Source organism: Pseudoalteromonas sp. 3D05, from assembly GCF_002723455.1.
Lineage (GTDB): Bacteria > Pseudomonadota > Gammaproteobacteria > Enterobacterales > Alteromonadaceae > Pseudoalteromonas.
Map to the genome: position 1 here is coordinate 119,085 of NZ_PDUS01000007.1, position 22,290 is coordinate 141,374.

Below are 22,290 nucleotides of genomic sequence, written 5' to 3' on the forward strand. Positions count from 1 at the left end.
AAACAGATTTGCAGCAACTCATAATGCCATGGTTTGAAGGTGTCCCTGACGCGTCACTTCTGAGCGCGTTAACAGCCACAGCAATCGGTGTGTGTTCTTTATTGTTCGTGTATTTATTTACAGGACGATTAATGTTGCCTGGCATTCAGGCTGTGGTGACTAAAGTGTCTCCACAGCGCATAGGCGCTCTTGCGCCGATGCTGACTAAGCTAAATCGTCGTTTTGCTGGCATGTTATGCTGCGTTTTGTTTTTAGCCACGTTTGATAGCATTTACCCTGTCGGTGAATTTTCAGCTGAGGTTTTTAAAATCATCGGGCAAACACTGCTAATCATCCATATCGGTTTCATTATCAGTAGTATAGTGAGTATTGCGGGTGGGATTTATAATCAGCTTGAGTTTGCACGTGAAGTGCCTATTCAAGGGCTGATCCAAGTTGTTAAATTAATCACCTTTATGATTTGTGCCATCTTGATTGTGAGTATCATACTCGAAAAGTCACCGACTTATATCCTCTCAGGTTTTGGTGCAATCGCCGCGGTTACTTTACTTGTTTTTAAAGACACCATCTTAGGGTTTGTAGCAAGTATTCAAATCGCCGCAAACCGTTTAGTAACTTATGGTGATTGGATTCAAGTTGAAAATTATGGCGCCGATGGAGAGGTAATTGATCTGGGTTTAAACACCGTTAAAGTGCGTAACTGGGATAACACAATTACCACTATTCCAACCTATATGCTGGTGGCTGGTTCATTTAAAAATTGGCGCGGAATGCAGGAATCAGGTGGACGCCGTATTAAACGCTCATTAAATATTGATATGAATAGCATTCGGCTTGTCGATGAGGAACTCACTAACATATTGGGACAAGCCATTGTGTTAAATGATTACATTAAGTTAAGTACATTACCCGATCCAGTATCAAACTTAGGGCTGTTTCGTCGCTATGCTGAAGGGTACTTAAAACAACATGAAAAAATAAATACTTCTTTAACGCTTATGGTGCGTGAATTACAGCCATTGAATCATGGTTTACCAATAGAGTTTTACTGCTTTAGCCAAGATAAACGCTGGATATCGTTTGAGCACTTACAGGCAGAAATTATGGATCACCTGTTAGCGGTATTGCCTTTGTTTGACTTACGACCTTATCAAAGCGTTACAGGGCAATTTAGCCCTGCAACACAGCCGAATAATTCAAAGCCGTCGATCAAAGTGGCAAATACTGCTGACCAAGCCCAACCAAAATAAATCCAATAAGTAGCCACCAAATTGGTGGCTTAGCTATTCTAAGCCAAACAAAAGCAGCAAGCACAAGTGCAATGTGCCACATGTTATGTACCGCCGATGTCCAAATAGGTGAATACAGTGCCGCCGCTAAAAAACCTACTACAGCGGCATTGAGTGCTGCAATACTACTGGCAAAACGAGGACGTTGAGCCAATTGCAACCAGCTTTTTTGCAGCGCAAACATCAGTAATAACCCAGGTAAGAAAATAAGCAACGTTGCAAGCAACGCTCCTGTGATTGGGTTGACGCCTGAAAACTGTGTTCCTAAATAAGTGGCTATGGTGAACATAGGGCCAGGTACAGCCTGAGCACTGGCATACGCACTTAGAAATTGTTCAGTGCTTAGGTCGGTAATCCCTGCTTGCAATATAGGCAAAACGACGTGACCACCACCAAATACCATTGCGCCAGCTTGATAGAATGGGGCAAACAGTTCGGCTTTATCGTTTAAAGGCATAAAGCTCACTATCAACAACAGTGTAAATAAACCCAACGCGAGCCAATTAATTTGACTTGTTTTTACAGAGGGGATATCAGCATTTTTGGGTAACTTTAGCAAAGGCCAAATAGCGCCAATAGTAGCAGCGATAACTAATACTGCAATTTGACTAAAAAGGTTAGGCTGCAATAGCAACAGCAGTGTACTTGCTAGGGCTATTGCTTTTAATAGCCAGCTCGTGCAAAAGCTCTTTGCCATGCTCAAAGTTGCATCTGCCACAATTACTACAGCAAAAAGTTTAAGGCCTGTCACTACGGCAAAGTAGATACTGTCAAATTGGTGCGCGCTGAGGGCTAACAGCAGCATGATTAGTAAAGATGGTAACGTAAACCCAATAAAAGCAGCAATACCGCCAAGCAAGCCATGGCGCTCAACACCGATTGCAAACCCCACTTGACTAGAACCAGGTCCTGGTAGTGCTTGACTGAGGCTGATCAATTGCGCATAACGCTGATTATTTAACCATTTCAAGTTATCTACAAAATGATTCTTAAAATAACCTAAATGCGCCGCAGGTCCTCCAAAACTCATACAGCCAAGTAAAAAAAACTGTTTAAAAATAGCAAACAACATAATAGCTCTATTTTCCTTTATGACTTTTTTATTTCATTATGACAAATTTATGTGACATTTTAATGATTTTTAAATCTTATGCCCGATTCTACTGTGTTGTTGCTTTTCACAATAGAACGACTATTACCTGCAATCAATGCCTTGCCTAAATCGCTTTAATTGCAACTGAAACTGACATATTAAGGGGGTTTGGGTATATAATGTAATAAAGGTTTAATCAAATGTAATAAGCTATGCAATTTATTGGTTATATTCTTCGTACTTTTTTCTTTTTAGCATCTAGCTTAATTGCCGTAGAGTCTCATGCTCAAACAAAAGTACCTAAAGTCTCTATTGCTGTTGACCATGCACCACCTTATAGCCAAATCACCTCGGATGGAGAGATCAGCGGAGCAGTCGTTGATATTGTCAGAGCAATGCAAGAACATCTTACTTTTAAAATTGAATTAGTTGGTTGCCCATTCTCACGTTGCATACGCATGTTAGAACAAGGTGAAGTTGATGCGATGGGTGGATTAATATTAACGCCTGAGCGCCAACAAAAAATGGTGTTTGTTAAGCCCGCTTATATGGCTTTGTCATCCTCTTTTGTTTTTTATGCACGTCATAAAAGTCAGTTAAATATAGCCAATTATGACGATCTCTATGGTAAGAAAATAGCGGTTATGCGTGGCGCGGCTTACTTTAAGCGTTTTAATGAGGATGAAAAATTATTAAAAGTACCTGTACTGACAGAGCAGACAGCAATGGAACTGTTATTAAAAGAGCGGGTAGATTTAGTGATCGCAGTAGAAGAGACGGCTGATCATGCTATGAGTGTGTTAAATCAACCATCCAATAAGTTAGTCAAAATGGACTATCGTTACAAAGACACTATTTATGGCTACCTTGCGTTTAATAAAAATTTTGCAACAAATGTGATTGCTCAAAAACTCCGTATTCAGATGCAACAAATGGCTAAAAGCGGTCAGTTAACCCAACTTGTTGCACCATACAAGTTACCTCCCATCACTTCACAAATGCTGGACTTTTAATACTTACTTCATTTTTTGTTCATAGACGCCTTGCTAATCTGATAGTCAATCGAATTAATCTCTAAGGGCATAACATGACATTAACTAAATCACTTTTATCTGCAACAATCATCGGCGTATTACTCACAGGTTGTGAAACAAATAATACAGGAACGGGTGCTGCAATAGGGGCTGCTACAGGTGCTGTCCTTGGAAAAGCAACTGGCGATCATGATGATAAGCGTATCTTTATCGGTGCAGCAATTGGCGCTTTAGCCGGTGCTGCTGTTGGCGATTATATGGATAAACAAGAAGAGGCGTTTCGTGATGAACTTGCAGGGTCTGGTGTTGAAGTTGTGCGCGAGGGAGATAATTTACGCTTAGTCATGCCATCTAATATTACCTTTGCCACTGATCAATCGTATATTTCATCTGGTTTTCACAACACGCTTGATGCCATTGCAAAAGTAATGAACAAATACGAAAAAACGTATCTTAGTATTGAAGGCCATACCGATAGCACAGGTAAAGATAGCTACAATATGACGCTATCAGAGCAACGTGCGCAAAGCGTAAAAGGCTATTTAGTAAATCAACAAATCCTAGCCGGGCGTATCAGCACACGAGGCTATGGTGAAACACAGCCTATTGCGAGTAACGAAAGTGCCAATGGTCGCGCACAAAACCGCCGTGTAGAAATTCAAATCGTACCAAACACTAAAGGTTAATCTACATTATAAGGTCTGTTGACCTTTCAAGGTTGAATTTGCAGTATCAATGTCAAATAGGCATTGCCCTTAGGGTTCTGCCTAGGGGCGATTAAACCGCCCCTAGGCAGAACAAATTTTAATCCGCAAAGGCCAACAGATCCTAGTATGACAGCACAGTGTGCGGTCATGTTTTAATCTTTATTAAATTGTAGTTCACACAGTTGTTTGTAAAGTGGGTTTGACTCAATGAGCTGTTGGTGCGTACCTGTGGCAATTATCTTACCTTGCTCCATGACAACAATCATATCAGCATGCTTTACCGTGGCTAAGCGATGCGCAATGATCAAGGTGGTACGGTTTTGCATTAAATGCTCAAGCGCGGCTTGAACATGTTGCTCGCTTTGCGCATCTAAGGCGCTCGTTGCTTCATCAAGTAGCAGTATTGCGGGGTCTTTTAATATTGCTCGTGCTAGCACAATACGTTGTTTTTGACCGCCAGATAAGCGCACCCCTTGTTCACCTAAAAAGCTTTCATAGCCATTTGGCAAACTGGTAATAAACTCATCTGCATGAGCATATTTAGCGGCTTGGTAAACCTGCTCGTCTGAGGCTTCAGGGTTGCCATATCGAATATTGTGCATAACATCAGAGCTAAATAAAATTGGGTTTTGTGCAACCATACCCATGCTGTCCCTCAGTGTTTTAAGAGACAAATTTTTGATATTAATATCATGAAACTTTATATCGCCATTGGCTGGATCATAAAAACGTTGCAGTAGTTCGAAAAGGGTTGTTTTTCCGGCACCTGAAGGCCCAACAATCGCGACTGTTTGCCCTTTTTGTATACCTAATGAAATGTTTTTCAATGCACTCACATCTGGACGCGACGGGTAATTAAAAGTGACATTGTCTAGCTCAATCGCAGTCGAATGAGAATTAGTGTGTAACGTGTCATCCTGTGGGTGAGCTGGGTTAATTATTTCACTTTTCACAGCTAATAATTCAAGCAATCTGGCCGCAGCGCCTGCTGCACGTTGCAGCTCACCATACACTTCGGCAACAGTGGCTACTGACATAGCAACCATAATGGCGTAAAACACAAAGGCGCCTAATTCGCCACCTGTCATAGTGCCTGCAAGTACATCATTGCCGCCAACCCACAACATAATGCTAATCGCGCTAAAGGTTAAAAATATCACTGCGGCAATTAAAAGTGAACGTTGTTTAATACGGCTTTTTGCGACAGCAAACGCTTTATCCGTTTCAAGCGCAAATGCTTGTTGCTCACGGTGTTCGTGGCTGTAACTTTGTACAACTTTAATGTTTTGAATGATCTCGCCGGCGTAAGTACTAATATCTGCAATGGCATCTTGGCTAGAGCTTGCTAATTTGCGCACTTTTTTACCAAAAACCATCATGGGTATTAGTACTAAAGGCACGCAGGTAATTACGACTAAAGTCAGTTTTAAGTTAGTAATTAATAACATGGCTAAACCGCCGACAAGCATCAACGCACTGCGTAAGGCCATCGAAAACGATGACCCAATAATAGATTGCAATAATGTCGTGTCAGTGGTTAAGCGAGACATTAGCTCGCCGCTGCGATTTTCTTCAAAGTAACTTGGGTGGAGGGTAACTATGCGCTCAAATACAGCTTTACGAATATCATTACTGACGCGCTCACCAATCCATGACATTAAATAAAAACGACTAAAGGTGCCAATTGCCAATAAACTTATCAACCCGATAAGCACTAGCACAGCTTGCCTAAGTTGCTCCTGTGAGCCTGCAATAAAACCATGGTCAATTACAAACTTAACGCCTTGGCCGAGCGATAAGTTAACCCCAGCAGTAACAAGCAACGCCAAAAGCGCCGAAAATACCACCCATTTGTAGGGTTTAATGAACTGAAAAATAGGAATTAAACTACTAAAGGCAGCTTTGTCTTTTGACTCGGTTTTGCTGGTGCTCATGCTGGATTCTTTTTTGTGGATAAGGTATAGATATGGCTGCAAATAAAAATATTTCAATAACCGCAACCAACAATCATTAAGGGATTAACATGGCAACACATAAAGTAACAGGTGAATTTAGCGTTAAGCTCAACCCCATCGAAGGTTATGCCAAAGGCATTGACGGCGTAAATTTAGGTCGTATGTCGATTGATAAAACCTTCACTGGTGAGCTTGATGCGACCAGCACTGGCGAAATGCTCAGTGCCATGACCACCACCCAAGGCAGTGCAGGCTATGTGGCAATTGAGCAAGTGGTTGGCACGCTTGCAGGCAAACAAGGCAGTTTTGTATTGCAGCACTTTGGCAGCATGGATAAAGGCCAAGATTCATTAATTTTAAATGTCATACCAGATTCTGGAAGTAATGAACTTACAGGGCTCAGTGGAAAAATGGCGATTCGTATTGAAGGTGGCAATCATTTTTATGATTTTGAATATCAGTTATAAACGAGCGCATTGTGCAGAAAATAATAGAATTTAAAAAACACCGTGGCTTTTTTAGAGGCGGTATTGATATTGACGCACTTAATGAGCGAATTTATCAATTAAATCAAGATGGCTGGAAAGTAATCAATGTGAGTGCTGCAACAGGGGTATACGGCCAAGTTTACGCCTACATCTTATTAGTTGAAAATGAAGAACTATAAGGAATATCAATGACATTCTCAGTTTGGCTAAGTTTAGTTGTCATCTGCATGATGGGGGCAATGTCACCAGGGCCAAGTCTTGCTGTGGTGCTCAAACACAGCATTCATGGCAGTATGAAAAATGGCATGTTGTCGGCACTTAGCCACGGTATTGGCGTGGGTTTTTATGCTGCTGCTTCATTACTTGGTCTCGGTACACTGATGTTACAATTTCCTACTGTATATCAAGTATTAGTCTATTTAGGTGCAGCGTATTTAGCATACCTAGGCTTTAAAATTTTATTAGCAAAACCCTGCGATGATGAACTACAAGTAGCTCAGCAAAGCGGCAGTGCAAAACAAGCAATGCAAGATGGTTTTGCTATAGCATTTTTAAACCCTAAATTAGCGGTCTTCTTTTTAGCTTTGTTTTCGCAGTTTATTGACCCTGAAAACTTGAACCTCCAGGTTGGCATGATCATGTGTTTCACTGTGTTTATCATTGATACTGGTTGGTATGTTATTGTTGCAGCGTTGACTGAACTTTCAAAAAAACGCTTTGCTTTTACAAAATCCTCCCCTTGGCTTGATAAAATATTGGCTGTAGTTTTTATAGGACTAGCAATAAGAGTGGTTCTAATGATGTAGAGTATTCATTTTCACTAATCCTTACCACCTACTCTTAAAGCTGCTTTTAGTAATACTTAATTCCTCCTTGAAATAAAGACGTGAAACTGAATCTTTTGTTACTAAGTAGATTCATTTGACGTTATCTACACGATCGCAGCACTTAGTTACTAAATCCATCTCCTTTGTAGCTATTGTCCTTATTTATGCATACGTATTCATCACACTTAATTTACTTTTTGGTTACACTTTATTGGTTCTATTTTATCCACCAATCAGAAATAAACAGCACACAACTATAATATTAATAGGGTAGGAAGCTCATGGGGAAATTCAAACTGAGTGCATTAATGCTCGCAATGTTTGCCGCAAGTAGTGCATTAGCTGCAGCTGAAAACGATAAAAATGCAGCAGTAAAGCCAAAATTAGATAATGACCTAGAAGTGATTGAGGTCACCGGTTTTAGTCGTAGTTTAATTCAATCATTAAATCAAAAGCGTTTTACAGACACGGTATCTGAGCAACTATCAGCCGATGACTTAGGCGCATTGCCTGATGTATCAATGGCTGATGCATTAACGCGATTACCTGGTATTTCAGCGGTCCGAACTGGCGGGCAGGCAGCGGAAATCAACATACGTGGTATGTCGGGAGGCTTTGTCTTTTCGACTTTAAATGGCCGCGAGCAGGTTTCAACCAGTGGTAGCCGTAGCATTGAATTTGATCAGTATCCATCAGAACTGATTAGCTCCGCAGCAGTATATAAATCACCAAAAGCCTCGCTGATTGAAGGCGGTGTTGCAGGTACTGTTGAGCTGCAAACAGCCAGCCCATTAAACAACGATCAAAAGCATAAGTTTGTAGTGAATGCCCGAGGCATGTTTAATGACCGTGCGTCAGAAGTCAATGATGCTACAGAATATGGCGATCGCATTAGCTTTTCATATCAGGGTAAATACCTTGATGACACTTTAGGTGTTGCGCTGGGTTATGCCCGTTTATTTCAACCCAGTGTTGCCACCCAGTTTATCGGCCTTGCGTATAACGATAATAAAGATGTTGATGGCCTTGCAAATGATACCGGTGGTCCTGAACTCAAACCTGAAAACGAATACATTAGTGAAGGCTTTGAGCTTCAGCATTTAGGCGGCGAAGAAACTCGAAATGGCTACATGGCTGCCATTGAATGGTCTCCGGTAGATAATTTTAAACTTAAAGGTGATGTGTTTTTATCTCGCTTTGATACTGAGTCATTTGCCCGTGGTTTTCGGGTTAAATTAGGCGGCCCCAGCGCAAGCTATGCGAATGCGCAATTAGAAGGCAACTCAGTAATCGGTGCTTCAGTTAACCGTACCTCAAAAAGCTATACGCGCGTCGAAATTGTAAACGACGACAATCAAGACTTTGATGAAGTGGATAGTTACGGGATCAATGCTGATTGGCAAGTCACCGATCGCTTAAACGTTAATATGGACGTGTCATTGTCGAGCGCAAAAAGTAATTTCCGTAATGGCTTGCTGTGGGCGTTAGTGGCAGAAGATGCCAACGCACAAGAACCTGTTCTTGATAATAACGTATCAATAAATTATCAACTCAACGGATTGAACTTACCAGATGTAGGTTTTAATCAAGCGGCTGCATTTAGCGATATAGACCGTGTGATGGTGAGTAAATACGGTATTTATCCTTTTAAAAATGAAGATGAAGTTAAAGCGTATCGTCTAGATTTTAAGTATGAATTAGATAACAGCTGGTTTAGCTCTGTTGAGTTTGGTGCACGTTATTCTGACCGCGAATACAGCAATAATCGCTCGGTGTTTGAGTATGGAGATGATGGTGCGTTTTCAGCGAGCGAGCCGCCACTTAAATTAACCGATGATATGGTTGATGTTGTTGATTGGCAGGGCGAGTTTAGTTATTTCCCGTCTTATTTGGCGATTGATTTAGATAAAGCCTTGAATGCGTGGTTCCCGCAAGGTATTCCTCAACCAGTTACCACGTGGGGTAATGCAGACGGTGTGGTTGATCCACAAGGTTATACTACAAACTATTCATGGACTATGCTGCAAAGCGGTTCAGTGTATGAAGAAGTGTTTTCAGCCTATGCAATGCTTAACATTAACGCTGAAATTGGCGATATGCCAGTGCTAGGTAATATCGGTGTTCGTCGGGTAGATACCGATCAATCGGCTACTATTTTAGAAAACGTGAATGGTGATTTAGCCCTCGGTGCGCAAAATATTACCGACAGTATCGGTATTGTGAATCAAAACTATTTACCTAATGTGCTAGGGACTGATTACGTTGATTATCTGCCATCACTGAACTTAAACTTCCAACTGTCTGACAACACGCAATTGCGTTTTGCTGCTGCGAAAGTAATGTCGCGTCCACCTATTAATCGTTTAGCAGGCGATGCCAGCGCACAAGCAGATAAAACCTCAGGAAAAATTAATGGGTCAAGTACTAATAACCCATTCTTGAAACCATTTTACGCCGATCAGTACGATGTATCCTATGAGTATTATTTTGATGAGTCAGATGGGGCGCTAGTCTTAGCTGCGTTTTATAAAAATATTGATTCATTTATCGATACTATCGCTATTGAAGGGTTCGACTTTAAAGGTAATGGCTTCAATGTGCCGGACTTTATTGAAAACCCAGTCAGTGGTGAGCAAGTAGCAACCACTAATGGTACATACACAACAGCGGTTAATAACGCGAACGGTGGTTACATTCGCGGTATTGAGCTTGCCTATACGCAGGTGTTTTCATCGTTGCCAGCACCATTTGATGGTTTAGGCTTCAACGGCAGCTACTCATACACAGAGAGCGAGGTTGAATCTATCACCAGCTTAGGTGGTGATACGATGACGCAAGGTTTACCAGGTTTGTCTAAAAACGTATTAAACGGCACCTTGTTCTACAGCCAAGGTAGCTTTGAAACTCGTCTTAATGTGCGTTATCGCTCGGACTTTGTATCAGAGCAAGTGGCTATTAACGAACAGGTAGTTAATTTCAATGCTGAAACCGTGGTCGATTTTCAAACCTCTTACCAATTTACTGATTCATTTGGCATGTTGCTACAGGTCAATAACCTCACTGACGAACCAACCCAGAGTTACTTTGGCAATGAAAGTATCACCGGGACAACCCAATATTTTGGCCGTCAGGTTTATTTAGGTTTTACCTATAGTCACTAATAGCAAATTGGAGCACGAATAATGAATATAATAACTAAAGTAACTCATTTGCTATTGGCAGTGAGTTTAACGCTACTTTTTGGCTGCGGTGGCGCAGGCAGTAGCGATGTCAAAGCTGGACAAACTTTATTAACCTGTGATGTACCGCAAGTCCCTAATGCAGAGGGAACACAATGCGTTGACCCTGAGCCTATTTCTTGCGATGCACCGTTATTTCCTGATGCAAATAACGAAAGCTGCATCAATGGCTATAACCCTGACTTACCAGACCCTGTTGTATTTGCAGGCGAAGGTGAGGCGATATTATTTTATAAACGCCCTGAAAATGAAGGATACGAAGGCTACCGTTTACACTCTTGGAACACCGATGGCTGTGATGCCTACGCGCCACCGTTTGATGCAACCGATTGGGCTGACGGGCACGAATATGATGGTGTTGATCCTAACTATGGTGCTTACTGGATTGTAGCGTTGAAAGAAGGTTATACCGAATGCGCTAACTTTATTGTTCACATTGGTACAGATGGCGATGGTAAAGCATATGGTGATGTGGACTTAACCATGCCATTGATGCAAGACGATGAACGCTTTGTACGTATGAACTTTACTTTTGATGGTGAGCCTTCAGTTTTTGAATTTCCAGTTGCAAGCCTAGGTGAACGCCCGGTTGCGATTGATGGCGCATCAGCACATTGGATTGATTTAAATACAGTATTGTATAAGCCAAGTAATGAGCTTACACAAATCATTAAGTTACATTCTTCTGTAACTGCTGACTTGGTGGTTGATTTAGACACTGGGCTAAATGGTGAAACCGTTGAGCTGACTGCAACCGAGTTAAGTGATGAGCAAGCAGCAAAAGTACCACACTTAACGGATTGGACTGCTTATCAAGGCAGTTGGGATGCGGACGCTGCAAAGCAGCTTATAAAGCAACAGCTTGTTGTTGCAGGCTACGATGCCGATGGCAAGCTACTAGAAGCAAGCTTTGTACAATCAGCAAAAGCATTAGACGCACTTTACACTCAAGGTGAAAGTGACGCGAATGAAGCCATGTTAGGTGTGCATTATAATAATAATGCAATTGATGTATCGGTTTGGGCACCCACTGCAAATAATATGATGATCACGGTTTTCGATGCTGATAAAACGCAAGTTGATAGCAGTGCGATGACTTTTGATAGCAATACCGGTATTTGGTCTATCAGTTTAGATAGCAAATACGACCGCCATTACTTCCGTTTTGCATTTGATGTTTATCACCCAACCACTAAAGCAATTGAAAGCTTATGGAGTACCGACCCTTACTCACTCAATGTATCGAGTAATGGGCTTTATTCACAGCTGATAAACTTGAACGATGACGACACTAAACCACAAGGCTGGGATGAGCGTATCGTGCCAACAATTACTAACCCAGAAGATGCGGTTATTTATGAAGGCCATGTACGTGATTTTAGTGTTCGCGATCAGTCAGTGAGCGAAGCAAACCGTGGTAAATACCTTGCATTCACAGAACTTGAAAGCGTGCCAATGCAGCACCTTAAGCAATTAGCTGATAAAGGCTTAACACACTTTCATTTACTCCCAGTGACTGATATTGGCACCATTGAAGAAGATGCTTCAGAGCGTGTTGAAATCACTGATACCTTAGGTAAATTGTGTGAGCGCATTAACGATGAAGCGGATGCATGTAAAATCGAAGATAAAAACAGCACCATTGTTGATATTATGCAAAGTTACCTACCTGGCTCAGATGATGCACAAGCACTAGCCAGTGCGATGCGTGATTTAGACGGCTTTAACTGGGGTTATGACCCTCATCACTTTATTGCGCCTGAAGGTTCATATGCATCAAGCAGCGCAGGTATTGCTCGTGTACTTGAAACACGCGCCATGGTGCAATCATTACAAGAAGTAGGACTTCGTGTGGTACTTGATGTGGTCTATAACCACACAACATCATCAGGCGTCTGGGAAAAATCAGTCTTCGACAAACTAGTGCCTGGTTATTACCACCGTTACAACGAAGTATCTGGGGCGATTGAACGCTCAACCTGTTGTGAAAACACAGCAACTGAACATGTGATGATGGATAAGTTTGTTACAGATTCAATGGTTATTCTTGCTCGTGATTTTGGTTATGACAGCTTCCGTTTTGATGTAATGGGGCATATGCCTAAGTCATCCATTTTAGCTGCGCGTGAAGCAGTACAAGCTGTCGACCCTGATAACTATTTTTACGGTGAAGGCTGGGATTTTGGTGAAGTAGCTAACAATCGTTTATTCACCCAAGCTAAACAGGCTGATATGGCAGGCTCAGAGGTCGGTACATTTAACGACCGTATTCGTGAAGCCGTGCGTGGTGGTGCAATGTTTAGTAATAACCCGACAGATGGCAATCTAGCGGAGCAAGATACGTTACGTTTATCGCTGGCGGGCAACTTACAAAACTACATTCTTAAAGATTTTAAAGGTAATTCGGCAAAAGGTAATAGCTTTAGCTGGAACACGCAACCAACAGCGTATGCATTAGACCCTGCAGATAGCATTAACTACGTATCTAAGCATGATAACGAAACACTGTGGGATCAGTTGCAATATAAGCATGCATCAAGCATGAGTATTGAGCAACGTGTGCGTGCGCACAACATGGCGTTGTCTATTCCACTTATGAGCCAAGGCATTCCGTTTATGCAACTGGGTGCTGATTTACTGCGTTCTAAGTCAATGGATCGTGATAGTTATAATGCCGGTGATTGGTTTAATGCTGTTGATTTAACCAAAGAGAATAATAACTGGAACATTGGTCTACCTAACGCAGAGAAGAACCAAGAAAAATGGTCTGAGATTATGCCTATCTCTGCTAATGCAGATGCTCAGGCAATGCCACAAGACATTGCCTATGCAGGTGATGTATTCCAAGAGTTCTTAGCTATCCGTAGCGCAAGCCCGTTATTTAGATTAACCACTGAGCAAGATGTTATCGACCGTGTCGGTTTTCATAATGTGGGTAAAAACCAGCAACACGGCTTAATCGTAATGAGTTTGGATGATGGCCAAGGTCTTACTGATCTAGACAGTAACTTTGATGCTGTAGTGGTAGTTATTAATGCGACTGAGCAAGCTCTTTCACACACAATTGCAACAGCAACAGGGTTTGAATTACACCCAACTCTGCAAAACAGCGTAGATAGCAGTATGGCTGGTGTTAGTTTTAGTGCTAACGAAACTGACGGCACGTTTACTGTGCCAGCTTACACTATGGCAGTGTTTGTGAAACCGCAAGGTGATACACAAGGTACAGGCTTAAGCGCTAATGCAACGGTTGGCGCACCTGATGTTGTACCATTTGGTAGTACCACAGTTTATGTTCGTGGCAGTCTTAATGATTGGGGCACAGCTGATAGCTTTGAATATATGGGCGACGGTGAATACCGCGTAGCTATTACACTTACTGCGGGTGACTACGAGTTTAAGATAGCTTCTGAAGACTGGGCAACTGTTGATTTTGGTGCGCTCAGTGATGCAGACAAAGAAGTGCTGGAGAACCAAGCGGAGTCTTTAACACGCAGTGGCGCAAACATGACCTTTACAGCGGCTATGGATGCAACTTATGTATTCTCATTTGATGCCAGTGATAAAGAGAGCCCGACACTTACAGTGTATAACGAAGAGCCGTTTGTGGGCACGCCCGTGTTTGTACGCGGTAGCTTAAATGATTGGGGTACGAGTGATGAACTAATGTACCAGGGTAAAGGTATTTACACATTCACTAAAACACTAAGCGCAGGCAGCTACGAGTTTAAAATTGCCTCTGAGGATTGGGAGACAGTTGATTTTGGTTCTGGTGAGTCTGATGCGCTTGTAACTGTGGCTAAAGAGAAGCTACTCGCTGCTAAAGGCGCAAACATGATGATGGATATTGCCAGTGATGGTGATTACCAATTTGTGTTTGATGCTAGTAACTTAGATGAGCCAACCCTGAGTGTATTTGATGCGAAAATGTTTGGTGAAACACAAGTTTATTTACGCGGTAGTTTAAATGGATGGGGTACTGACAATCCGCTTATGTATCAAAGCAATGCGATGTATAGCACGTCACTTGAATTAGCGGCTGGCGATTATGAATTTAAAATAGCCTCAGAAGATTGGAGTACCGTTGATTATGGTGGTGTAGGTGAAGCACCCGTAGTGATGGTGGGCGAGCAAAGCTTACTTGAAGCCGTCGGTGCGAATATAAAACTGACCATTGCAGAGCAAGGAAATTACACCTTTGCTGTAATTGGGCCTGACCGTAACAACGTGAAGGTACTAATCAGTAAGAATTAATCAGTCTTAGTTGTAAACCCAAAAGCCGAGCCCCCTGGATGCTCGGCTTTTTTATATCTCAATTGCAGTGGTCAATAACTTAGCGTATCTTAAATTTATAATTACAAAAAGGAAGTAACTACGATGTCAGAGTCTGTTTTAAAAACTGCTAAATTTGATCCCAAAATAAAGTCTTACTGGTTAGTTTTTGCCCTATGTATAAGCACAATCAGTATTGTCAGTATTCCTTTAATCCCCATTATTGTGTTGATTGTTTGGCTTGTCAGTGGTCGTATTTTAGCGGCTATGTCGGCTGAACTTTTAGAGCGTAAGCTGGTGGTAAAGCGAGGCGTATTTTTTAAAGTAGAGAAATCGATTCCGCTTGAAAAAATAACCGATGTAGGACTAAGCCAAGGCCCGCTGATGCGGTTGTTTGGTTTGTATCGTTTGAGCTTTGAAACGGCTGGTCAGTCGGGGCAAGGAGCATTAGTATCATTATTGGGTGTCGTTGATGCCAGTGAATTTCGTGAAGCGATTTTAACGCAAAAAGATAACTTAACGTCTTCACAACCGAGTAAAGCGCAAAATAATGAGCCTGATAGCCAGTTAGAGTTGCTGCGTGCGTTAACTTATAGCGTAAAAAATATTGAGCAAATGATGGTTACTTTATTGGACGAAAAAAAGTAAATACGTCAATCACTAAGTCGAAAATATAAGCTGAAAACATTTTATAGTTCCATCATAAACAGGGGCATCATTGCAATTTGAGCCCCCCTTATCTGATCGTTTTTGGTGCTGCATCGTACAAATATTAATCACATATCTTAATTAGCTAATCCCTAACAAAACAGAGACGTAATTTTCTTTTTAATACTATGTTGAATGCCTAACGTTTGAGCAGTTTAAATACCGACAAACGCCTTAGAGCTGTCACTGATGGTTTGTGTTTTAATGGTGCTATAGCTACATTTTAAATAGGCGTCGTTTGTTTAGAGGTGTCGAACTAATATGCATTATAAATTATTTTTGATACTCAGTATTGCCAGTATACTCAGTGGTTGTGGTGGTGGAGGCGGCAACAGTGAAAATGAAGTCACACCTGTTGTCACGCGAAATAAAGCCCCTTCAATTTCCATTACCAACGTGCCTAGTGAGGTAGCCAAAGGGCAATCGCTTACATTATCTGCAACAACCAGTGATGAAGATGGCAGTATTGCTAGCGTTATTTGGCAGCAAAGTGAAGGACAAAACGTACTTGCTGAGCCTGTCAACGCTAACTCAATAACACTTGATCTTGCCCCTGCCTTGAGCTTTACGCCAACAGAGTACGCTTTTACGGTAACAGCAACAGATAATCAGGGGGCAACTGCAACAGCTAATATCCGCTTTACCGCGCTCAATCGCATGGACCAATTAGCCAGCTCACGGTTATTGCACCAAGGCAGTATGGGCCCAACACTCAATGAAATACACCAAGCACAAGGGCTGAGTGAGCAGCAGTGGCTTGATCAGCAAATAGCTTTACCTGTTGGCTATCACAGCGATTACTTGATAAAAAGTCCGGGTGAAGATGAGTTTGGTTACATCAATCGCATAGATGCTTGGTGGAAAGCGGTGATGCGTAGCAATGACCAGCTTAGACAGCGAGTGGCATTTGCACTAAGCGAAATACTGGTGGTGTCTGATGCTAATAATGGTTTGCGCTCAGAGCCAGAAGCCATGGTTGGCTACTATGATTTACTCCTTGAGCATGCCTTTGGTAATTACCGAGACTTGCTTGAAGCGGTAACACTGTCGCCTGTTATGGGGACGTATTTGAGTCATTTAGGCAATGAAAAAGCGGATGAAGCACTAAACATTCGCCCAGATGAAAACTATGCCCGCGAAGTCATGCAGTTATTCACTATCGGTTTAGACGAGCTAAATCTCAATGGTACGTTAAAACGCGATGCACAAGGCAATAGCATTGCCACTTATGGCCAAGAAGAAATTGAAGGTTTTGCTCGGGTATTTACCGGTTGGACATATGCTGATAATGAAACATTCAAGCGCAAAAACCGCAATTATATTAAACCCATGAAGGCCTTCGCAGAGTATCATTCAAATAAGCAAAAGGTGTTGTTGAACGGTCAAATCATCCCACAAGGGTATGGACCGCAAGAATCACTCAACATAGCACTCGACAACCTATTTAATCATCCTAATGTTGCCCCATTCATTACCAAGCAACTTATTCAGCGTTTGATAACTTCTAACCCAACATCACAATACGTTGAGCGAGTTGCTAGCGTATTTAATGATAATGGTCAGGGGGTAAGAGGTGATTTAGCTGCCGTGATCAAGGCTATTTACTTAGACGATGAAGCACGCCATTTTGGTTCTGTTTTAGCCTATCAAGGAAAGATTAAAGAGCCGTTAATTAAAGTAGTGCAGTTTTGGCGCAACCTTGATGCAAAATCTTTAGATGATGAGTACAGAACCTGGAACACTTTTGACAGGTTAGGACAGGGTCCAATGCGCTCACCTTCGGTATTTAACTTTTTTCGACCTGACTATCAACCCGCGCAATTACGTGCAGATGGCTTGTTAGCACCTGAATTGCAAATTGCAGGGGATGCAACGTTAATTGGCACAATGAATGAGCATTACTCTGAGCTAGTGTGGGGTGTGGCCGAAAAACAAACGCAGTTAAAGTCGAGTAGTATCTACGTTTACCTTCAAAACGATATGAACATTTTACAGAGCAATGGTATTGAGGCATTACTAGAACAATACAATGTTGTTTATTACGCTGGCTCTATGAGTGACCATACTCGCCAAGCTTTACGTGATTTAGACGCTTACTTTGATGATGACCAGTACCCAGAAAGAGTGTCTTACCTGTTGTATATGATTGCCATTTCACCTGAATTTAATCTGCAGTATTAGGAGAAATATAATGAGTTTAAATAGAAGACAATTTTTATCATTATGTTTAAAAGGTGGAGTTTCGGCAGCTGCGTTGACAAGCCTGCAGTTACAAGCACTCACCGGCTCAGTAAATACAACACAATTAACTGACTACAAAGCCTTGGTATGTGTGTTTTTATATGGCGGGAATGATTCACTCAATATGCTTGTTCCGCTAGACGGTGAACAACGCATACTGTACGAACAGAGTCGGCAAAATCTTGCGGTAGCTTCACCTGTGGCATTAAATACCCCAACAAATTTTGCTGGTGGGGTGGGGTTACACCCTTCTCTGAGTGCAATAAAGAGCGTATTTGATTCTGCCAATTTAGCGTTTGTTGGCGGTGTTGGTACTTTGCTTACACCAACCACCTACAATGACTACAAAAATAAAACTACCGCACTCCCTAAGCATCTATTCTCACACAACGATCAACAAGCATCATGGATGTATGGGCGCGAGAAACAGTCATTAAATAGCGGATGGGGAGCACGCTTGTTGGAGCGTTTAGGGCAGCAAGACCAGTTTGCAGCCAATATCTCATTGGATGGAACTAATCTTTGGCAAACGGGCGATCAAACAAAAGCATTTGCACTAAACAAAAGTGGCATTAGTAAGATTAATGCATTTAGTGGTTATCAACCTCGTGCAGAACATGTAACACGTATTATGAATCGTTTGATGAATAACACTCAGCATCCGCTTACAACAGCCTACGCGAGCAGCTTTAATTCGGCGATCAATAACACCCAAGCAATGAATGCTGCGCTGGAATCGGGCGTTGAGTTTGCAACGGTGTTCAGTGAAACATCTTTATCAGAGCAGCTAGCAGCAGTTGCTAAAGCAATTAGTGTTCAATCTAGGTTAAGCACACAAAGGCAGGTGTTTTTTGTTTCTATGGGTGGCTTTGATACGCATGATGATCAGTTAGACACCCATCCACTATTACTCAACACACTTGCTCAAGGGTTGGCTGAATTTGACAGTGCAATGAAAGAGCTAAATATGGCTGACAATGTAACAACATTTACTATGTCTGACTTTGGCCGAACTTTAACGTCAAATGGGGATGGTACCGATCATGGCTGGGCAGGCAATCAAATAGTGATGGGAGGAGCTGTGCAAGGGGGGAATATATATGGAGAGCTACTTACTCAGCATTTAGATGGCCCGCAGGATGTCGGCTCAGGTCGCTTAATTCCAAGTGTTGCCAATGAGCAATACTTTGCCACTTTAGCCAAATGGTTTGGTGTACCAGATTCTGAGCTGGTTGATATATTTCCAAACTTAAGTAATTTTAATCAGCATACGCTTAACCTGTTTGGTAGTAGCTTATAATGATTACTCAGCTTAAGTGACTCGCTTAAGCTGAGTACATTTATCATAATACTATTAGCCTTGAATCTGTGGCTGCCCAGCTATTACATGAAGCGCGTTACTGCGTTCGGTTTGCATAGTGTACGAGGCAGTTTTAATGCTACTTACGTATTGCCATTTTGCGGTTGCCTGTTCAGGGGTAAACGTAATCGTTAAATACCCACGATCAACAAGGTTGTTATACACCAAGTCGTTTACTAGCAATGGGATAACTTGCTCCATTTGAGCAGTAACTTCTGGCCCTTGGGTATTCAATGCTAAGTACTCTTCAAGGCCGGGTGAAGACACCGATGAGGTCGCAAATTCAACCCCTGCATGTTGCGAAGCTGCAATTGGGTTGGTTGCATCTGTGGTTAGCTGACCTGCCCATGCGTTATGCGTATCACCAGCCAACACAACTAAATTCTTTTGCAAAGCGATTGCAGTACCAAGTAGCACTTCGCGTTCGTAAGCATAGCCGTCCCAGGCGTCTAAATTATAAGGTGCAGTGGTATCAACACGGGCTCGCTCTGCGTCAGTTACTGTTGGGTCGCCAGCCAAAATACGGCCTTTAATTTGGGCTAATTCTGCAAACATTGTATTGGCTTGAGCTAATAGTGGCGCAATATCTCCTCCGCCAGCTTGTGTTACCTGTAGAGTCACTAATAACTGTAATATTTCGAATGGTAAGTACATTTTTGTCATCAACACTTGTTGACCAAGAACTTGCCATTGAGCACTTGATGTTGTCATGCCATCAGTCAGCCACGTGAGCTGCTCATTACCAAGTAATGCACGACTAGGCGAGCTAATGGCACTTACAAAATCGCTTTGCCCCTGTGCACTAGTTAAGTCAAAATCACCGTAGTTTAGCTGCTCATCACGGGCTAAAACTCGAGTATCTAGCATATACAGCGACACTAAGTCGCCAAACTCAAAACGGCGGTAAATACGTTCTTTATCGGCGACATTACGAATTGGCATCCACTCAAAATAGGCTTGTAGAGCATGGAGCTTTCTTTCGCTAAATTCCCCTTCGCCATCGTTATGGTTTTGTGCACCTTCACGCCATGTATCATTGGTTACTTCGTGGTCGTCCCACACGGTTATAAATGCACAATGACTATGCGCAGCTTGCAAATTTCGGTCTGTACGATAGTGCGCATAGCGTTTACGGTAATCAGTTAAATTGAGTATTTCTTCGCTATTGTCTTGGGGTAGTAAACGTCCTAACAGCGCCGCATCTTGCGAAGCATAACCACCATTTCCGTATTCATAAATATAATCGCCTAAGTGTAATACGGCGTCTAAATCAGTTTGTTTTGCTATTTCACCATACACATGAAAAAAGCCCGCAGGGTAGTTGGCACATGAAATAACGGCGAGCTTCACTTGATCAATACTGCCTGTAGGCAGTGTTTTACCTGAACCAACAGGTGATGCTTTTCCATTAGAGATAAATCGGTAGTAGTAAGTGGTATTAGCATCTAAGCCTTGAAGGTCTACTTTTAAAGTAAAGTCACTGGCGGTTGTTACAAGCGCTTCGCCATCATGGCTAATGTTATTGAAGTTAGGATCTGTTGCGGCTTGCCACTGTACTTTAATGCTACTGGCTGCTGTGTCGAGAGGGGTTACACGGGTCCATAAAATTAGGCTGTCACTAAGCGGGTCGCCACTGGCTACTCCGTGATCAAAGCTGATTTCAATGGTTTCATCATCGTTTTCATCAAATGTACACCCTGTGATGCCTAATGATAAAACGGCAGCGCCAAAACCCGCTGCCGATGCTTTTAAAAAACTTCTCCGTGTAAACGTCATTGCTCTGTACCGTTAAAAGTAAAACAATGAGCTTATCCGACCAGTATTACTATTATATGAAACAGATATTAAAATACCTGGCAGATAGTATCTGCTTTACAGGTAATGACAGTCACGTTTTCGTAGCCTACACGCGTGAGCGCTTCTGCGCTTAGTGTTGCACGTGCGCCACTGGCACAATGCAAATAAATAGGGCGTGCGGGGTCTTTTTCTATCTCCATTAACTTCATTTCCAGTAAGCCACGTGGGATGTTGATTGCACCCGTTGCTGCCTTTGTAGCATGTTCAGCAGGCTCGCGAACATCAATTAATAAGCCGTGGTTTTGCTCAAGCTCTTGCTTTGCTTGTTCTGCTTCGATACGACGTTGGTTTGGTGTAATTATTTTCATTAAATCAGGGATAGATGTAAGCATGTTATTCCTCGAAACCAAGTTTTTTTAAGATAGTGATCATTGGGCACCATTTGCTAAATGCCGACTAAAGGGCGCATTTATTTTTCGAGGTTGGATTTGCAGCAGTTTGTTTGGCATTTTGGCAAGGCAGAGCACATGAAGTATGGTGTTGTCATATGAATGTGCGATAACGCAGAATAAATGCCAAACAGACGCTGCCCTTCGGGTTCCGCCTAGGAGCATCTTACTCTTTGTTGCTCGGAAATTACATAGACTACTATGCTGCAATCCTCGCGCCGCGATTAAAATGCTCCTAGATTGAACAAATCCCAACCCTGAAAGATGAATGCGCCCTAAGTTTAGGGCAATAAATACAGTAAACCAAATCCATAGCGGATCGTGAAACTGTTGTAACAACAATGAAATGCCAACCATGATGCCAGCGATAAGGCGGAGTACGTCGTTTAGTTTCATTTTAACCTCAACTCAAAGTGAATATAGAATAAATATATTAGAAAAACGTATATTAGTAAATTCTAATATTAGACTTTTCTAATATAACACCTATACTATTTTGGTACTTTGAATATAAGAGTGAACTTATGACTATCGATTTTGCTGCTATGGCTAACAACGTAGAGCGTGCTGAAGGGCTATTAAAGATATTAGCCAATAAAAACCGTTTAATGATTTTATGCTCATTACAAGATACAGAGATGAGTGTATCTGCACTTAATGAAGCTGTCCCTTTAGCACAATCAGCCTTATCGCAGCATTTAGCAGCTCTGCGTAAAGCCAACATAGTTGATACGCGTCGAGAGGGGCAAACAATTTATTACCGTGTAGTGGATCAGCATGCGCAAGCGATGTTGGCCACATTATATGGCTTATTTTGTAAGGAATAAGATG

The 22,290-nt window shown here is 42.0% G+C and carries 16 protein-coding genes; 12 read left to right on the forward strand and 4 right to left on the reverse strand.

Annotated features, from left to right (window positions below):
- Window positions 1–23 precede the first annotated feature (23 nt).
- The gene (locus CSC79_RS09530; protein ID WP_099295634.1) at window positions 24–1,250 is read left to right on the forward strand and encodes a mechanosensitive ion channel family protein; all 1,227 of its coding nucleotides are present in this window, start codon (window positions 24–26) and stop codon (window positions 1,248–1,250) included.
- Here CSC79_RS09530 and chrA read toward each other — a convergent pair.
- Window positions 1,210–2,361, reverse strand: coding sequence for a chromate efflux transporter (gene chrA, locus CSC79_RS09535; protein ID WP_099295584.1), 1,152 nt, complete (start codon window positions 2,359–2,361; stop codon window positions 1,210–1,212). The two genes, CSC79_RS09530 and chrA, sit on opposite strands and share 41 nt — an antisense overlap.
- A gap of 233 nt (window positions 2,362–2,594) precedes the next feature.
- Here chrA and CSC79_RS09540 point away from each other — a divergent pair, with 233 nt between their 5' ends.
- Entirely contained in the window at window positions 2,595–3,395 is an 801-nt protein-coding gene (locus tag CSC79_RS09540) for a transporter substrate-binding domain-containing protein (RefSeq protein WP_099295585.1), read from the forward strand.
- A gap of 74 nt (window positions 3,396–3,469) precedes the next feature.
- Window positions 3,470–4,102: an OmpA family protein gene (locus CSC79_RS09545; RefSeq protein ID WP_099295586.1), complete on the forward strand. Its 633-nt coding sequence runs from the start codon at window positions 3,470–3,472 to the stop codon at window positions 4,100–4,102.
- Window positions 4,103–4,275: 173 nt separating this feature from the next.
- Here CSC79_RS09545 and CSC79_RS09550 read toward each other — a convergent pair whose 3' ends face one another.
- The gene (locus CSC79_RS09550) at window positions 4,276–6,057 is read right to left on the reverse strand and encodes an ABC transporter transmembrane domain-containing protein (protein ID WP_099295587.1); all 1,782 of its coding nucleotides are present in this window, start codon (window positions 6,055–6,057) and stop codon (window positions 4,276–4,278) included.
- Between the two features lie 89 nt (window positions 6,058–6,146).
- Here CSC79_RS09550 and CSC79_RS09555 point away from each other — a divergent pair, with 89 nt between their 5' ends.
- The 8 genes from CSC79_RS09555 to CSC79_RS09590 all read left to right on the forward strand — a co-directional run bounded on the left by CSC79_RS09555 (window position 6,147) and on the right by CSC79_RS09590 (window position 19,153).
- Entirely contained in the window at window positions 6,147–6,545 is a 399-nt protein-coding gene (locus tag CSC79_RS09555) for a DUF3224 domain-containing protein (RefSeq protein ID WP_099295588.1), read from the forward strand.
- A gap of 11 nt (window positions 6,546–6,556) precedes the next feature.
- Window positions 6,557–6,745, forward strand: a complete 189-nt coding sequence (locus tag CSC79_RS09560; RefSeq protein ID WP_099295589.1) for a hypothetical protein — start codon at window positions 6,557–6,559, stop codon at window positions 6,743–6,745.
- Window positions 6,746–6,754: 9 nt separating this feature from the next.
- A complete protein-coding gene (locus CSC79_RS09565) occupies window positions 6,755–7,372 on the forward strand; it encodes a LysE family translocator (protein ID WP_099295590.1) in 618 nt (205 codons plus the stop codon).
- A gap of 302 nt (window positions 7,373–7,674) precedes the next feature.
- Window positions 7,675–10,554 carry a TonB-dependent receptor gene (locus CSC79_RS09570; RefSeq protein WP_099295591.1) on the forward strand — a complete coding sequence of 960 codons (2,880 nt, stop codon included), beginning with the start codon at window positions 7,675–7,677 and terminating at the stop codon, window positions 10,552–10,554.
- A gap of 21 nt (window positions 10,555–10,575) precedes the next feature.
- On the forward strand, window positions 10,576–14,886 hold the full coding sequence (gene pulA / locus CSC79_RS09575; RefSeq protein WP_099295592.1) for a pullulanase-type alpha-1,6-glucosidase: 4,311 nt from the start codon (window positions 10,576–10,578) through the stop codon (window positions 14,884–14,886).
- Between the two features lie 123 nt (window positions 14,887–15,009).
- The gene (locus CSC79_RS09580) at window positions 15,010–15,552 is read left to right on the forward strand and encodes a PH domain-containing protein (protein WP_099295593.1); all 543 of its coding nucleotides are present in this window, start codon (window positions 15,010–15,012) and stop codon (window positions 15,550–15,552) included.
- Window positions 15,553–15,873: 321 nt separating this feature from the next.
- Entirely contained in the window at window positions 15,874–17,793 is a 1,920-nt protein-coding gene (locus CSC79_RS09585) for a DUF1800 domain-containing protein (protein WP_099295594.1), read from the forward strand.
- A 10-nt stretch (window positions 17,794–17,803) separates the two neighbouring features.
- Window positions 17,804–19,153, forward strand: a complete 1,350-nt coding sequence (locus tag CSC79_RS09590) for a DUF1501 domain-containing protein (protein ID WP_099295595.1) — start codon at window positions 17,804–17,806, stop codon at window positions 19,151–19,153.
- Between the two features lie 54 nt (window positions 19,154–19,207).
- On the opposite strand, the gene CSC79_RS09595 is transcribed toward CSC79_RS09590, so the two are convergent.
- Both CSC79_RS09595 and CSC79_RS09600 read right to left on the reverse strand, forming a co-directional pair.
- Window positions 19,208–20,989, reverse strand: coding sequence for an alkaline phosphatase D family protein (locus CSC79_RS09595; protein ID WP_099295596.1), 1,782 nt, complete (start codon window positions 20,987–20,989; stop codon window positions 19,208–19,210).
- A gap of 68 nt (window positions 20,990–21,057) precedes the next feature.
- On the reverse strand, window positions 21,058–21,402 hold the full coding sequence (locus tag CSC79_RS09600; protein WP_099295597.1) for a rhodanese-like domain-containing protein: 345 nt from the start codon (window positions 21,400–21,402) through the stop codon (window positions 21,058–21,060).
- A 581-nt stretch (window positions 21,403–21,983) separates the two neighbouring features.
- Here CSC79_RS09600 and CSC79_RS09610 point away from each other — a divergent pair.
- Window positions 21,984–22,286: a metalloregulator ArsR/SmtB family transcription factor gene (locus tag CSC79_RS09610; protein ID WP_099295598.1), complete on the forward strand. Its 303-nt coding sequence runs from the start codon at window positions 21,984–21,986 to the stop codon at window positions 22,284–22,286.
- The last annotated feature ends 4 nt before the right edge of the window (window positions 22,287–22,290 follow it).

Bases quoted from the DNA above. Each gene is read 5' to 3' on its own strand.
- pulA (WP_099295592.1), top strand. From the start codon at position 10,576: ATGAATATAATAACTAAAGTAACTCATTTGCTATTGGCAGTGAGTTTA.
- CSC79_RS09600 (WP_099295597.1), bottom strand. From the start codon at position 21,402: ATGCTTACATCTATCCCTGATTTAATGAAAATAATTACACCAAACCAA.
- CSC79_RS09555 (WP_099295588.1), top strand. From the start codon at position 6,147: ATGGCAACACATAAAGTAACAGGTGAATTTAGCGTTAAGCTCAACCCC.
- CSC79_RS09565 (WP_099295590.1), top strand. From the start codon at position 6,755: ATGACATTCTCAGTTTGGCTAAGTTTAGTTGTCATCTGCATGATGGGG.
- CSC79_RS09545 (WP_099295586.1), top strand. From the start codon at position 3,470: ATGACATTAACTAAATCACTTTTATCTGCAACAATCATCGGCGTATTA.
- CSC79_RS09570 (WP_099295591.1), top strand. From the start codon at position 7,675: ATGGGGAAATTCAAACTGAGTGCATTAATGCTCGCAATGTTTGCCGCA.
- CSC79_RS09585 (WP_099295594.1), top strand. From the start codon at position 15,874: ATGCATTATAAATTATTTTTGATACTCAGTATTGCCAGTATACTCAGT.
- CSC79_RS09590 (WP_099295595.1), top strand. From the start codon at position 17,804: ATGAGTTTAAATAGAAGACAATTTTTATCATTATGTTTAAAAGGTGGA.
- CSC79_RS09610 (WP_099295598.1), top strand. From the start codon at position 21,984: ATGACTATCGATTTTGCTGCTATGGCTAACAACGTAGAGCGTGCTGAA.
- CSC79_RS09595 (WP_099295596.1), bottom strand. From the start codon at position 20,989: ATGACGTTTACACGGAGAAGTTTTTTAAAAGCATCGGCAGCGGGTTTT.
- chrA (WP_099295584.1), bottom strand. From the start codon at position 2,361: ATGTTGTTTGCTATTTTTAAACAGTTTTTTTTACTTGGCTGTATGAGT.
- CSC79_RS09580 (WP_099295593.1), top strand. From the start codon at position 15,010: ATGTCAGAGTCTGTTTTAAAAACTGCTAAATTTGATCCCAAAATAAAG.
- CSC79_RS09540 (WP_099295585.1), top strand. From the start codon at position 2,595: ATGCAATTTATTGGTTATATTCTTCGTACTTTTTTCTTTTTAGCATCT.
- CSC79_RS09550 (WP_099295587.1), bottom strand. From the start codon at position 6,057: ATGAGCACCAGCAAAACCGAGTCAAAAGACAAAGCTGCCTTTAGTAGT.
- CSC79_RS09530 (WP_099295634.1), top strand. From the start codon at position 24: ATGCCATGGTTTGAAGGTGTCCCTGACGCGTCACTTCTGAGCGCGTTA.